Below are 13,933 nucleotides of genomic sequence, written 5' to 3'. Positions count from 1 at the left end.
CTTTTACTCATTCACATTGCTTTTCATTAACCATTCTACTTCCGTTAATTCTTGTTTTTGAACGTCTTTTGTATGTTTTTTCGTAAAATGGACTTTAACAGCTTCTTCGTTTTCCCAAATCTCCCAAAGCATGATTTTGCGTTCTGATGGTTCAAGCGGATGAGCATGGAACTGAATACAGCCTTCTTCTTTGTTCGTTTCTTCCTCAAGTTTTTTGAATTCCTTCATTATTTCATCAAGGTCTTTATCACTGATGATTTTTAAGCATGCCGTTATGTAATGCATCGAAACTCCCCCTCTTCCCATCATTTTATGGCTTTACATTATAACATCGAAACCGGCATACCGCATTCTCAACATATAAAAAACCGTCCATAAAAATGAACGGCAATGTTTATTTAAGAGCATTTAGAGCGACTTTTGCAGCCTCAGCGATAAGAGCATTATTATAATTGGCATCTTCCGTAAACCGGTTTGACAGGATTGCCAAAACAATTGGGGCTCTGTCAGGCGGCCAAACGATCGCAATGTCGTTTCGTGTGCCGTAGCTTCCGGCTCCGGATTTATCGCCGACTTCCCATCCTGCAGGAGCGCCTGCCCGAATCAGTTCGTCGCCGGTAGCGTTGCCCCGCATCCAATCTGTTAAAATCGTGCGCTTGTCAGCCGTGAGAGTGTTACCCAAAGCGAAAGTCTTAAGGTCAGTTGCCAGTGCTTTTGCGGTGCTTGTGTCACGACGATCCCCGGGAATCGCAGAGTTTAGATCCGTCTCGAATCGATCAGCTTTCGTTACATGATCCCCGATCTGTTTCAATGACATTTCAAAACCTTTGGGACCGCCAAGCTGCTGCAGCAATAGGTTCCCGGCGGTATTATCGCTGTAACGGACAGCGGCTTCTGAGATTTCTTTCAGGCTCATGCCTGTATCCAGGTGTTTTTCTGTGATTGGGGAATATGTAACCAAATCGTCTTTGCTGTAGCGGATGATGGCATTAAGTTTTTCATTTGAGCTTTTCTTCAGAACAGCAGCGGCAGCCAGAACTTTATAGGTTGATGCGTAAGCAAACCGTTCATTCGGCCGATAGGCGATTGTCTTGTTTGAACCTGTATCAATCGCATAAACCCCAAGCCTGGCATCAAATTTTTTCTCAAGCTGAACAAATTTCTGATTCGTTATACAGCTTGTCATTTTTGCGTCCTCTATAGATTTCGCTTCAGCATGCGCTGAGCCGAATAAAGGGTTGAAACCGGTAAAGCTTAAACATAAAAGTCCAATGCATATTCCAAATTGTATTCTCGCTTTATTTTTCACATCCAGACCTCCTCATTATAATGATTTTGTATACATCTTCTAATTAACATTACAAACAGGATGAAAGTCAATATAATTCCTGTGTGATGTTTTCCGTGACAGTTAGGAAATCAGCTGAAAATTTAATTGAAAACACCCCTGAATCTCTTCAATGGATAGTGTTTCTTCCGGCAGATATTTCGAGAAGAACCCGTGTGATACAGCGTTTGATTTCTTGCCGGAGCCGCCCCGCCGCTGTTTTTACGATTTAATGGTGTTCACTGTCACCCCGTATTTCTCGGCAAGGCCTTTGTATTTCATGCCTTTGACGTAATCCTTATACGCCTGAATATGCTTTTCGGCCATCTTCATTCACCCCCGCCCCCTTCTGATTCGTGTTTATTTTTGAAAAGATATTCCCTCTAAACCGACGCCGCACTCAGACCGTTAACCACCAATAGTTTTCCTGAGATTTACCAGAATCAGTTTACAGAGAATATAAAAAAGCACCTTTCGGAATGAGGTGCTTTAGAATTATGAATCTTATTCTAGGATTTACGCCTGTTATATTTATTTATATTTATTCATAGACATGCTCACGTATATTTCATTTGCTTCATCAACAGTTATACCAAACTTTTCGCTTGCTAGCTCAGTAACCATTGAATCATGGATCTCTGGGGTGTAATTTTCCCCGTAATTTGTAATTCTATTAAATTCGTTTTCCATGTAATTATATATGGTTTGGTCATCAGCTGATTGTGCCTCTTCTTCTGATGAATTTTCATTTCTTTTCTCTTTTTCATCCTCTAAATCAAAAATTACTTCATCATTTTTTTCTAACTGGTACAAAGAATCCCCGTGTTTAAAATCGATTGTATAATCATCGTTTTTATACTTTGCATGTACTTCATCTACTGAACAAGTATACTTATCTCCACAGCTGATTACCTTAGAAAAACCTTTATCCTCAATTAACTCATAAACTTTGTAAAGAATTTTATATTTTTCCTTGTTAGAAAGTTGCGTGAATTTCTTATTCATGGACAGGTTGATTTTAAAATCATAATACTTCTTTATAGGATTAGTGTAATCTAAAGTTGGCGCTTCACTAAGATATTGTGATACCGTTTTATTTTTAGACAGCTCTTTTAAAAACTTTTCAGCCTCTTTTGTATCCACGCCACAACCTGATAGAACAAAAATCAGTATAGGAATGATTATAAATATTTTTTTCAACTCTTCTGCCCCCTCTCATCTTATTATCGGTTAAGGAGTAGGAGAAAGGAACCATTCGCAAAATTTGTCGAACGAAAGCACCCTTCATAAATAAGTAGCAACCATAAGACGAAAAAACACCCTTTTGACAGGGTGCAATCAACGTTTCTTTTTATAGCCTTCAATATCTTTTCTCAAGAATAGGCGATCTCTGTTCGTAGTTTTAATCGGAACCAATGTTTTATAATCCACCAGCTGCTTGAGGTTCTGCCGGCTGCATCCGATTATTTCAATGGCTTCAGATGTCGTTATGATTCTTTATCCATAAAATCTCTCAGCTCGTCTATACTCTCAAAAATAAACTTAGCCTTTTCGAAGGTTTCTCCATTTTAGGGTTATATTAATTATCGTCAATATCAACCAGATCAAAGCCAAAATCATAGTAATGATGTCGATAGCGCTAAGAAAACCATAATTAAAATTAGTGAACAATATCACAAACAGAATAAAGAATAAGATCGTTGAACCATCGATTAATTTTTTCATATTTGCTCATTTCCTTCTATATTTTTAAAAATCCAAAATATCCTCTTTCAGAAAAAGCCTGTCCCGAGGCATTTCTTTCATCGGCTCTAATTCCCCACTTTAACTAACTGGTTTAGGTATTGACGAGTGAAGCCCAATATTTTAATTGCTTCGCTTGTATTAACGGTTTCCTCATTTAAGAACCGTTTAATTGCATCACGTTCTTTAAGATTGTACATTAACATCACCCTCTTTAAATCCCCTAAATTGTTACAATAAACAACACCATTATACCTATAACAATAGTATTCTTTAAAGATTTTTTTGAAAACCTTTCTTATGTTTCAATAAATAAACAACCTATTCACGCTAAACAGAATAGGCTGTGATCTGCTCTATTTTCATTTTCATGCGGGAACGCTCAATATTCTTCTACATAATTCCTTTTTTAACCCCTAATAACTGCGCTATCTCTTCGGCAGACAGCGCAACGGCCGCCGCTCCCGTAAGTAATACCGCTGATAGAATTTCCTTGTTATTGCTTCTCCTGCTTTTTGTATTCTGCGATTTCCTTAGGGGTAGCCTTTCGCACTCCGTCTGCGTCTGTCCTGTTTGCCACTTGAACGCCTTCCATGTTTTTTATCTCGCTGACGACTCCCAAATGCTCTAAATACACATGATCACCAATCTTGAAACGATTCAGTTTGGCCCGCTCCTCGGTCATGCTCCTGTATTCAGTCGCGGCTTTCATTTTTAATTCAGCCAGACACATTTGACAAAGGGTTACTGTTACAGAATTGCCGTTAAAATCAGTAAACGAAACCGATCTGACAGATTCCTTTTCCGGGTGCATCGTGCATGTTTTCTTCATAGGCGATGGCCGTGTAAATTTAATCATTCCGCTTCCTCCTCAAAAAAAGTCTTTTCGTCCCCTGACATAACAGCGGATGAATGGGAAGTTCCATTCACCCGCATCCGAACTGTCACGACACATGGAGATTGTCTTTCCTTCGCCGGCTGACGGATATTCATACATCCTGCATAGCTGTAAAGCCTATATTTCTTTATATTCCCAATGCTCGCCGCATTTCCCTGTTAGGATGAAGTTTCTAAAGCTGTTGACCAGTTGCCGCATGTTGGTTCCATGCGAAAAGCCGTTTGGGCCGCCGTATCCAATTCATACGGGTGAATTTCAGCCCTCTAATATGTGTGTATGCTTTGTAAAGGAGGTGCGTCACATGATGTTCTAACAACCGATTCAACCTAAAGCTAACTCTTCCCCAATTCCCGATCATAAAATAAGTAAATTTACCCAGAACAAATTAATCATTTTGCACTTTCAAAATACTTATTTGTCTTTTTCTTCATTCTTCCATGGTAATATCTTGTTGAAGTATTTCGAATGAAAGGATTATGGTCATGAAAGTTTTCGAAGCAACCACCCTGCTGGCCGCTGCCAAACAGCGCGCGAGTGAATACAAAAAACTGCGCGGCCAGATGGTCAACCTAAAAAAAGCGTTTCTAGGCATGGCTGATCTTGGTGACAATGATTTCTCAGGCCGGGGCGCAAATAACATCAAAGCTTTTTTTAAGGACCACGCCGGCGTCACAGACAGCTGGCTTGATCTGATCGATATGAAAATCGCATTTCTCACAAGCCTTCCCGGCAAGGTCGAAGACTCCGGACTTTCCAATTCGCATGTGGAAGAATCATTTCTGGAGCATGAGCTCACCCACGCCCTCAGTAAATCAAAGGCGATTATGGAAGAGCAGAAAAAAGACATGTGCTCCATCCTCGGAAAGATCGATGACATCATCTCGCTCGAATTGTTTTCAACCGAAAGCACAGAACAAAAGCTTTCTTCAGCTGACAAAAAAAGAAGCGACACGATACATAAACTCGGCAAGCTTGATCACGATCTAACGAAAGAATACGCAGAAACCGAAGCGAACGAACAGTTCATCCAAGCCGACTTTCAGCAGCTCCAAAACGCCACAGGCAAAGGAAAAAGCGCCACGCCGCTTCACTACAACGCCAAGGCGTACCGTGAAAGCGACATCCATAAGAAAAAAGGCGAGATTGCAAGACATTCGGATGCTTATTTGACGATTAAAAAGGAAGAGGCGAAAGAGCGGGAAGTTAAGGCCCTAAAGAAAAAGCTGGCCGATGGTGTGACCGATCCGGATGAGTATTTGGAAATAGCGAAGAAGATCGGCTATGAAAACCTTGAACCTGCTCAGGTGGAATATGTGATGCAGCTTGAACAAGCAAAACAGCTCGAAGAAGTCGGAGAAACGGCTTGGGATATCGTTAAAGGAATAGGCGTCGGCCTTTATGATGTCGGGAAAGACACCATAACCGGCGTCAAAGATCTGGCTGTCGGTGCATGGGATTTTTACCATCTCTCTGATGAACAAAAAGTCGCTAAAACCATATCGGCTGTATTGAACACACCCTCCTACGCAAAAATCATATGGACAAACCTGGCGGATTCATGGAATGATAAAATGGTTAACGGGGATGCGTATTCAAGATCACATTACATCACTTACGCCATCGGGAGCATCGTCGGGCTCAAAGGTTCCGGCTCAGCTGTAAAAGTATCAAGCAAGCTCGCCAAAACAGGTGCCGCCAAAGTGGATAACGTCTTGGAAGCCGGTGAAAAAGCGGCTGCAAAACATGTAAAAACCGGGATTGAAAAAGGAAAAGATTATATCAATTCCATTTCGAAAAATAAGTACGAACCCGCACTTGCCGGAATAGCACAGGATATTGAAAATACTCACAATGTGAAGAATACGCCTTTGTTGAAAAGTATTATTGAAGATCAGAAAGAGAGTGTTCTCAGTAAATCTGTGTCTTCTGACAATAGCGGCATACATAGTGTTAAACAAGGAGACAGCAGTCCTCTCGCACCCGGCGGGGGTTTAGCTGCTCACGAAGCAAAAGGCGGACACCTTATAGAAAGACATGTTGGTAAGACTGATGAAGAGTTATTACAGAGGCTACAGATAAACAAGAAGATACGGGCCTCTTCTAGTTTCACTGATAGGCCAACTGCAGAAAGAGTCGCTAATGAAACATTAACTAAACATAAAAAGGAAATTGAAGAGTGGTTAAAAAGTGATGTTAATGATCCATTACCGTTACCTTATAGAGGAACCGAAGTTATAGGTAGAGGAGTTCGTAAAGGTTCAAATGAAGTTAAAGATATGACTAATGCTAGAATAGTATTAAAGAAAAATGAAGATGGTAGCTTTATACTAACAGGCTACCCAACGAGGTGATATATAATGATTGAAATTAAAGTTTCTGATCCTGTATTTAGATTTCTCGGTGGACATTTCCACCAAGATATAGAGTCTCCGGAAGATGCACTTGATGAATATTTAAATGAAGCATCTCAAAAACTAAAAGAAAGAGATTTAATAGCACTAACTGAGTTTGTAAATAGTGATCATTCAGAAGAAGACAAGAATGAATTTATAGAGGAAGCAGCGGATGGTATATACTTTCCTGAAGATGATTTAACTCCATTAGAATGGCTTAAGCAAGTCACTGAACAAATTAAAAAACATCTTAAAACAACATAGTTAGAGAAAAAGAGCCCTCTTATAAGAAGGGCTTCTTTTATTAATTCAATTTCGCTTTCGTTTTTGGTCCGTAAATGCCGTCTGGCTTCAAACCATACATGAGCTGAATCGTACTGAAACGTTCAGCCGCATTTACTGATGTAAGTGTATTTGAATAAATTGCAGAAAAACCCTCCTCGTCTTGAGAAGGGCTCTGACTTATACTTCTTTTTCTCTAAATCAGTCCGAAGCAAAAAACTGATGCCGCTCAACTTTTCAATCTGCCCCTATGCTTTTCTTTTGCTTTTTGTTTTCTGATTAAATATTTTTGTTCCTTTATTTTTTCTCTTTATTTTCTATTCAGTTGTTTTTTTTTCTTGTTTCAAGCTCCTGTTTTATCGCTTTTTATGCCTTAGTTGATATCCCGATATTTTTCATCTCTTTAGAAGCTTGTCGTTGCAATCTTTTTGGGTTTAATTTCTTAGATTTTGCTTTAACACAAACCTCTTCTTGTCAGTGTGGGAGAGAGTCTGTAAAAAAGGAAAGGGTCTCCGCTTATTTTAACAACACTTCAAGTTTTACTTTGGTTCAAGCGCATAAATTCCATCAGCTTTTAATCCATTCATCAATTGAAATCGAATTACTGCATTCGCTGTCTTCGCTCCATATGCATCATCAATCCCGAAGTTCTTTCGCTATAATGAAGGGCGACAGCGCCGTTCGAATCTGTTTTATGCTCTCCCCTCGGATTTTAATGGGTTTTCAACTTTAAAAAACCGGAAGACAAGAGGAAGGATGCTTTCTTGCCTTCAGATGAAGAGCCCCCTGAATCACTTCTTTATCATCGACGGCAAAATGATAGCTTGTCGATTCGCTGTTACCCGACATATAACTGATTTCATTGGCGGCCGCATGCGTCATTTCCTGTATTGTGAATGATTTTCGGAGTGCCGCTGTATTTGCCATAAAAAACTAAATATTCCGTTTTTCAAATACAAAAAAACAGCTGGATTAACCAGCTGCTGATCGTTATCACTTTAGCCGTTCAGTGATACGAAATTTCTGTATTTCTCTGAAATGAACAGGTTTCGGCAAAGACCGCCGCCTTAAAGGCGATGTTTATCTCCCTTGCAGTATACAGCGAATGTACTTCAAAATTAGCCCAAAAAGCAGTTCCGTCCCCAATTCGCCCCTCGATGAATGATGACAAAATCAATAAATAAGCATCGTCGTACTAAAAGGTTCCGGCTCAGCTGTAAAAGTATCAAGCAAGCTCGCCAAAACAGGTGCCGCCAAAGTGGATAACGTCTTGGAAGCCGGTGAAAAAGCGGCTGCAAAACATGTAAAAACAGGGATTGAAAAAGGAAAAGACTATATCAATTCCGTTTCGAAAAATAAGTACCAACCCGCGCTTGCCGGAATAGCAAAGGATATTGAAAATACTCACAATGTGAAGAATACGCCTTTGTTGAAAAGTATTATTGAAGATCAGAAAGAAAATGCGCTCATGAAATCTGAAAATTCTAACAACAAAGCCATAGGTAATGTCAAACAAGGTGATAGTACCCCTCTCGCACCTGGCGGAGGTTTAGCTGCTCATGAAGCAAAAGGCGGGCATCTTATAGAAAGACATGTTGGGAAAACAGATAAAGAATTAATAGAAAGACTGAAAACTGATCCTAACCCACATATTACAGCTTCATCTACTTTTAAAGATAGGGCTACCGCTGAAAGAATTGCTAATTCAGTTTTAAACGATTCAAAAAATATAAAGAAAATCGAAAATTGGATTGATGATCCTAAAAAACCTAAATTAATGTTAAGATACAAGGGCGATGGAGAAATAATCGGCAGAAGTGTATCAAGAAATTCAGATCTAGTAGAAAACGTTACAAACGCAAAAATTATACTCAAAAAAGATAATAACGGTAAATTTATCCTTACAGGATATCCAACCAAATAGAAAGAGAGGAAGTATCATGGATGAAAGGTATGATTTCTTAGATGAATTAGAAAATTTTTTAGGTGCAACATTTCATCAAGATATCCAATCCCCTGAACACGCCTTAGACGAATTTATTGAGGAAATTAGTAAAGAAGGTTTGCTATTTACAGTAAAGTATTGCGAAGAGTTTCTAAATAGCGATCTAACTAAAGAAGAAAAGGAAGACATTATAAAGTGTAATGCAGAAATATATTTCCCGACAATTGGCTTACCGCCTATAGAATGGTTAAAAAGTGTAATAGAACAACTAAAAGAGGCTATTTAAAAGAAACACTGAAAGGTCCCCATTTTATGGAGGGCCTTTTTATATTGATACCGAATTTTTCGGCTTTCTTATCCGGATAGAAATGCAATACCGACAGTGCGGTTTGAATCTACTTGACGGCATCACTAGCTGAACTTTTCTACAATTTTGACCCTAAAAAGAGATACGGACCATAAATTCCGAGCCGAAAAATCAAGTTCGCCAACAACTTGCGAATTTGATAAACCGGTTTTATTAAGGGAAATTAAAAAACCCTTGCTATGCAAGGGTTTTGGGTATGATTCCGACTGGGCTCGAACCAGCGACCTCTACCCTGTCAAGGACGAGACACGTATTCTGATTAATCTTTAACAATCCTAAATAGTTGCCTAAACTCTTGCCATATCAAGCTTCACGGGATTTAGTTTCCTGATTGATATTTGTTGTTTCTAAGTAGTTTAAAATGTTTGTGTGACTCCGTGGTGACACGAAAACACCAACTGAACGATTCGTTCACAAAAAGTCCACTCTCCAAGTTTCCTGAAAGTGAACTTTCGATAGCTTAAATTGATTTCACTAATTCATGAGCAAAAAAGGATTATTTTAATTTTCTTTTCCAGAGCCAAGAAGTCTTGAAAAGATGATTATGTTTATAGTTTGTAAAAAATGTATCTGATCTACGCTCATATTGCCCCTTCTTGGCATTCATCAACTTATAATCTAATCTACTCCAATGAACTGTAGTCTTTACACTACTTACAGCAGCAATGACACCAGCTGCTGCTGTAACGGCCGCCGCCTTTTTAGCTGTTTTCATACTAGTAGCCATAAAGACTGCGGCAAGAACTGCAACACTGGCACTAATCGTACTATAAGTACCTTTACTATTATTATAGCCTGACCATTGATCTCTCAAGATCCCAGCCGATGTATCGTTTTTATTTGCCAATTGTTCAATAGGTGATGAAGCCTCTTCATAATTCACCACTTCGCCATTAACTTCAAGTTTTCCAATATTCTGGTCATATTGAATCTTGTCTGTTTTTTCCCCATCATTTACAATAATCTCAACTACATCATTAACAGTTCTTTCAGAAAAAGTGTACGTAGTTCCGTTGTAATCTACAGATTCAGTTTCATAAGTCGGTTCAACATTCTGGACAACTGCGCTTGGGGCTTGACGTTCTTTTGCATCTGAAACAGGACTAAAAATTGTAACAGCAGTCAAAACAGCAACACTTGAAAGGACAATCTTTTTCATGGTAAATTAATACCTCCTTTTGTTATTCATTAACAGTTCTGGAGGTTTATTCAGCTCAATTCAACCCATTATTTGTATTTTAATGATAATTTAAACTAGGAGGTTTATAATGACTAATCTTACATTCAGACTTTTCCATTACACATCGCTAGCATTGGTTCTTTTATTTCTCATATTAGGGTTTACCTTAAATGGCGCTTTCTTTTATTGGACTCTAATATTAGTCGGCCTTTATTATCTAATCAGAGGGATAATAACAGCTAAATCAGAACAACGAAAAAATGGAACATTTATTACAGTTTGTGGAGCAATTATAATACTTGCCGGTTTATTTACATTGATTGTACGTTAGAAAAGTGTTTGATTCTTCTCAAAAAGTCGGGTTATAAACATCCGGCTTTTTTGTATTTCAATTGTTAAAACCGGTTTTCACTTTGACCTGCACTGAATATTGTTCGTCACAGCTGATGGCAAGATAGTTTCCATCAGGTCGTTGTTATTTTACCAACGAGCTTACCGAGGTCGTGGTTATTTTGTCTACGACCTTATTGTGGTCGTGGTTATTTTGTCTACGACCTTATTGTGGTCGTGGTTATTTTGTCTACGACCTTATTGTGGTCGTGGATTGAGTCGTTGCTAATTTGTCAATGAGTGATATAAGGTCGTATACGTTTTGGGTACGACCTCCCAACTATTACAATTGGTAATAGTCTCAGCCCCCAAAGTTGGGGACTCCTCAAAATTGAGGAGTGACAGAGCTTCATCATGAACTACACCTTGCCAGGTTCACTATGAACCTCACAAACGCCCCTTGTACTCATTCAGTAGCGTTCTTCTTTTCGCTTGGTTATAGATCATATCGTACCGTATTCTCGCCTGTCTTCGTTGTGATATTGTTAACCTCTTATCTCCCATCATCTTGTGAAACATTTCTAAGTCCTCGTGCTCCTTCTTGGTTACAGTCACTTTCAATCACTTTAACCTCCATTCATCATCAAAACTTTTGTTATTTGTCTTGACTTTTCTTTTGATTTTTTGCTTGATTGGTTGAGACTGTGGACAACGGCTGTACGAGTTGTCTGCCTGAATTTGCTTGTAAAAAAATAAACAAACTCAGGCAGGCGACTGAAACTTGATTGTATATCAACTTGTGGTATCCGTGTGTTCACCCTATTTGCCGTTGGTTATTCCCCAAACAAGCCTACTGTGTCAAGTGTCCCTAACAGGTTCTCAAAGCTCAAATCTGAGCCCTGATACTTATGGCTTGTCCTGCATCGTCAGAAACGATACACCCTTCCTTCGTCAGCACTTAATGGCAGCTTTCGCCTTTCAGATGCATGTGTAAATAGGGAAACACAGAAGGCATCCTATCCTCATTTTTTGCGTCGGCTGAGTCACTACCCTGTCAAGTTTTACGTGTGTTAGCGCATTCCACGGCAGTCTCTTTCGTTGCCACAAGTGGCGATGGCGCCATATTGGAGCCTTCGAAAAAAGGCATCACTAAAGACAACACCTTAATTCAGGAGTATAGACTGACTGTATTCAGTTAAATTGAGATTATAGGGGACAGGGACTTTAACTCCCGTCCTCTCTGTCTATTTAATCGTCTGCTTTCCACACCGTGAAGATATCGACATACTCACTCTTTAAGAAAGCAAGGTCACTGACTTCAGATACCATGCATTCAATCACATCAACGGTAGGACATTTCTTGATAATCCACTTTATGATTGAATAAAGGCGATCATTGTAATTGCATGTAAACCTTTCTTTCAACAAATTATTTCAACTATCATATGCTTTAAATTCATAAGTGGTGTATGTGTTTTTCATTTCAGTTATCCCCTTGATTAAATTGTTATGTTTAAATACAATGGGAGTGTACTAACCCATCAGATTAGGAGAGTGCTGGTGACACTCTTCCTAATCACCCAAACCACGCTATGCACAGTATGCTTAAAGCTGGTATAACTACGATCAATCCCCCAAATACAACCTGACAGAACCGTTCATTATGTAAATCCGTCTTATTCATCGTCTTCCACTTCTACTACAGTTGCTTTTTCATCTATGCAAAACACATTGTCAGTGACAGTTGGAATAACTGTTTTACCTCCCCCCCATATCCAACATGATATGAGGGAAATTAACACCCATCTCTCCTGCTTCTACTAACGCTGCTATTCCGTCTTTCCGATCATTCGCATCAAGTTCAACACAAACCGGTATTGTCATATCTGTGAAGATTCTGAGACGCTTTTTAGGTTTCCCATCGTCGTATGTTTCAATGAAGTTGTTTTCCTCTTCGAACATTTTCCCTCTAAAATAGTTGAAATGATTCGTCATTTCCTCGATACGCTGTTCGTTTGTGATTGCCCCTAAGCTTGCTACGTTAGTTCCTACAGTGTGACGGTTAATTTGCATTGTCGTTATCCCCTTTAGTAAGTTTTGTTTTTATCAAGAATCTGATAGCCTTCCAGTGTAACAAGCTCCCTATTGTCAATGAGAGCATCCCATAATCGTGTACTGAGCAACTTATCAATTACTGCATTGGTTAAGCTTCTGAGGTTTTTGTATTTGATGTCTTCCGCCAAGAATACTGAATGGATACTGTCGTATTTTCCATCCTTCCTTTTAAGGACTTGATACAGATGTACTTGACCATCTTCGCCAGAAATGGCGAATTGCTTGTAAAACAACATTGCTGGTAAGTCACCCAAATCACTTCTACGAATGGTTATTCGCTTCAATTCAAGGCCTCCTCATTGTCTCAGTGCAATTTTGAATTGTTGGTCAATGTAATCTTCAAGCTTGAATTCACCTAAAAAGGTTCTCTTTTTGATTACAACTTGCCCTGAGGGCTTAGTTTCTTTTTCAGCTGTTGATTTCAAATTGTTGCTCCTTACGTCCAATTTGTTTTATCATCACTTCAACTTCTTGAATTAAGATTACAACTTATGCGATTTTAAGTCAACACTTTCTTGCAATTTTATTAAGACTTTTTATTCTTCACGTTCAATATGTGTTATAATTACTTCAAGAAATTGAATTATAAACAGGTGATCTTGAAATATGAAACCATTAAAATTAAGTTATAAACCATTAAAGGTGACATTGATATTGAAGGACAAAACGAATTTGGATTTAAAACAGGACTTGAGTCTAGCTCCTGGAACAATGGCCAAATTAAACAAAGATGAGTATGTAGCGCTTTCTGTAATTCACAAGATCTGCGAGTACCTTGATTGTCCAATTCAGGAAGTTGTAGAGTTTGTAGAGGATGACCCTAAAGAGTCTTAAGCAAAAGTATTGCTTTTATTTTTTTAAAATTCGTTAAACAAAACCATTGAAATATTCGTTGGTAACAAATTTCGGACAATCAAAAGTATTGCAATTGCTGTTATACTGTACGGAGAGGTGAACGGGATGGAAGATAAAATTTTACAAGCAATATACGAACTTTCAAGAGAAGTGAAAAGCATTAAGTCTGAGCTAAATGATTTTAGAGAAGAAACAAAGAAGGAATTTAATCAGATTAACGTTAAGTTAGACCGCCTGGAAGAGAATCAGCCAAAAGATATTGCGGCTCACCTTAAACATATACAGAACGTAGATAATAAGACAGAGCTATTGAATAAGCGATTATTTGATGTTGAAAGTCGATTAAAAAACTGATTTAAAATAGGTCACACTTTAGATTAGTCATCGAAATTGTAATGGATGAGAATAAGAAGAGAGGAACAGTTAATAATTCTCATCTGATAATATATATTCCTATTTATTATGTGCTTAATTTAATGTTATTTTAAGGTTGTAGGA

General features: G+C 38.6%; 15 protein-coding genes and 6 pseudogenes. 7 read left to right on the top strand and 14 right to left on the bottom strand.

Translation table 11 applies throughout. The features are described from left to right. Window positions 1-3 precede the first annotated feature (3 nt). From NYE62_RS06100 to NYE62_RS06070, 7 genes and pseudogenes are all read right to left on the bottom strand, one after another. Window positions 4-309, bottom strand: a complete 306-nt coding sequence (locus NYE62_RS06100; protein WP_251257093.1) for a putative quinol monooxygenase — start codon at window positions 307-309, stop codon at window positions 4-6. A gap of 85 nt (window positions 310-394) precedes the next feature. After that, window positions 395-1,315 carry a class A beta-lactamase gene (bla, locus tag NYE62_RS06095; protein WP_251257179.1) on the bottom strand — a complete coding sequence of 307 codons (921 nt, stop codon included), beginning with the start codon at window positions 1,313-1,315 and terminating at the stop codon, window positions 395-397. A gap of 132 nt (window positions 1,316-1,447) precedes the next feature. Then, window positions 1,448-1,654, bottom strand: a pseudogene (locus NYE62_RS06090) (hypothetical protein); the annotation flags it as partial. Window positions 1,655-1,858: 204 nt separating this feature from the next. Next, window positions 1,859-2,527 (bottom strand): hypothetical protein, encoded by a 669-nt coding sequence (locus NYE62_RS06085; protein ID WP_064107886.1) that lies wholly within the window; start codon window positions 2,525-2,527, stop codon window positions 1,859-1,861. A 549-nt stretch (window positions 2,528-3,076) separates the two neighbouring features. After that, a pseudogene (locus NYE62_RS06080) lies at window positions 3,077-3,270 on the bottom strand (DNA-binding protein). Between the two features lie 296 nt (window positions 3,271-3,566). After that, window positions 3,567-3,929 (bottom strand): hypothetical protein, encoded by a 363-nt coding sequence (locus NYE62_RS06075; protein WP_144664096.1) that lies wholly within the window; start codon window positions 3,927-3,929, stop codon window positions 3,567-3,569. Window positions 3,930-4,088: 159 nt separating this feature from the next. Beyond that, a pseudogene (locus NYE62_RS06070) lies at window positions 4,089-4,208 on the bottom strand (hypothetical protein); the annotation flags it as partial. A 242-nt stretch (window positions 4,209-4,450) separates the two neighbouring features. On the opposite strand from NYE62_RS06070, the gene NYE62_RS06065 reads away from it, so the two are divergent. Continuing rightward, the gene (locus tag NYE62_RS06065) at window positions 4,451-6,319 is read left to right on the top strand and encodes a T7SS effector LXG polymorphic toxin (protein ID WP_342497291.1); all 1,869 of its coding nucleotides are present in this window, start codon (window positions 4,451-4,453) and stop codon (window positions 6,317-6,319) included. 6 nt (window positions 6,320-6,325) lie between these two features. Then, on the top strand, window positions 6,326-6,625 hold the full coding sequence (locus tag NYE62_RS06060) for a contact-dependent growth inhibition system immunity protein (protein WP_144464036.1): 300 nt from the start codon (window positions 6,326-6,328) through the stop codon (window positions 6,623-6,625). A gap of 384 nt (window positions 6,626-7,009) precedes the next feature. Here the strand turns inward: NYE62_RS06060 and NYE62_RS06055 are convergent, their stop codons facing one another. The 3 genes and pseudogenes from NYE62_RS06055 to NYE62_RS06045 form a co-directional block, all read right to left on the bottom strand. Then, window positions 7,010-7,066, bottom strand: coding sequence for a YjdF family protein (locus NYE62_RS06055; protein WP_230245843.1), 57 nt, complete (start codon window positions 7,064-7,066; stop codon window positions 7,010-7,012). Between the two features lie 93 nt (window positions 7,067-7,159). Further along, window positions 7,160-7,345: pseudogene (locus NYE62_RS06050) on the bottom strand (peptidoglycan-binding domain-containing protein); the annotation flags it as partial. 81 nt (window positions 7,346-7,426) lie between these two features. Beyond that, window positions 7,427-7,541, bottom strand: a pseudogene (locus NYE62_RS06045) (N-acetylmuramoyl-L-alanine amidase); the annotation flags it as partial. 285 nt (window positions 7,542-7,826) lie between these two features. Here NYE62_RS06045 and NYE62_RS06040 point away from each other — a divergent pair. After that, window positions 7,827-8,567 (top strand): annotated as a pseudogene (locus NYE62_RS06040) (RNase A-like domain-containing protein); the annotation flags it as partial. 16 nt (window positions 8,568-8,583) lie between these two features. Further along, on the top strand, window positions 8,584-8,874 hold the full coding sequence (locus tag NYE62_RS06035; RefSeq protein ID WP_015417243.1) for a contact-dependent growth inhibition system immunity protein: 291 nt from the start codon (window positions 8,584-8,586) through the stop codon (window positions 8,872-8,874). Window positions 8,875-9,451: 577 nt separating this feature from the next. Here NYE62_RS06035 and NYE62_RS06030 read toward each other — a convergent pair. Further along, on the bottom strand, window positions 9,452-10,114 hold the full coding sequence (locus NYE62_RS06030) for a hypothetical protein (protein ID WP_014417662.1): 663 nt from the start codon (window positions 10,112-10,114) through the stop codon (window positions 9,452-9,454). A gap of 109 nt (window positions 10,115-10,223) precedes the next feature. Between NYE62_RS06030 and NYE62_RS06025 the strand changes: the two genes are divergently transcribed. Then, on the top strand, window positions 10,224-10,466 hold the full coding sequence (locus NYE62_RS06025; protein WP_101293889.1) for a hypothetical protein: 243 nt from the start codon (window positions 10,224-10,226) through the stop codon (window positions 10,464-10,466). A 1,757-nt stretch (window positions 10,467-12,223) separates the two neighbouring features. Here NYE62_RS06025 and NYE62_RS06020 read toward each other — a convergent pair. The 3 genes from NYE62_RS06020 to NYE62_RS06010 are packed head-to-tail and all read right to left on the bottom strand — an operon-like array spanning window position 12,224 to window position 13,005. After that, window positions 12,224-12,538: a hypothetical protein gene (locus NYE62_RS06020; protein ID WP_251257090.1), complete on the bottom strand. Its 315-nt coding sequence runs from the start codon at window positions 12,536-12,538 to the stop codon at window positions 12,224-12,226. Between the two features lie 14 nt (window positions 12,539-12,552). Next, window positions 12,553-12,864 carry a hypothetical protein gene (locus NYE62_RS06015; protein WP_031378851.1) on the bottom strand — a complete coding sequence of 104 codons (312 nt, stop codon included), beginning with the start codon at window positions 12,862-12,864 and terminating at the stop codon, window positions 12,553-12,555. Between the two features lie 12 nt (window positions 12,865-12,876). Continuing rightward, window positions 12,877-13,005, bottom strand: coding sequence for a hypothetical protein (locus NYE62_RS06010; protein ID WP_256683769.1), 129 nt, complete (start codon window positions 13,003-13,005; stop codon window positions 12,877-12,879). A 181-nt stretch (window positions 13,006-13,186) separates the two neighbouring features. Here NYE62_RS06010 and NYE62_RS06005 point away from each other — a divergent pair, with 181 nt between their 5' ends. Next, complete coding sequence (locus NYE62_RS06005; protein WP_015417239.1) at window positions 13,187-13,414, top strand: helix-turn-helix domain-containing protein; 228 nt, start codon at window positions 13,187-13,189, stop codon at window positions 13,412-13,414. Between the two features lie 126 nt (window positions 13,415-13,540). After that, window positions 13,541-13,789 (top strand): hypothetical protein, encoded by a 249-nt coding sequence (locus NYE62_RS06000; protein WP_015417238.1) that lies wholly within the window; start codon window positions 13,541-13,543, stop codon window positions 13,787-13,789. The last annotated feature ends 144 nt before the right edge of the window (window positions 13,790-13,933 follow it).

It is taken from the genome of Bacillus sp. FSL K6-2861, from assembly GCF_038630725.1.
Lineage (GTDB): Bacteria > Bacillota > Bacilli > Bacillales > Bacillaceae > Bacillus > Bacillus velezensis.
This window is presented reverse-complemented; position numbering and strand designations above follow the sequence as displayed.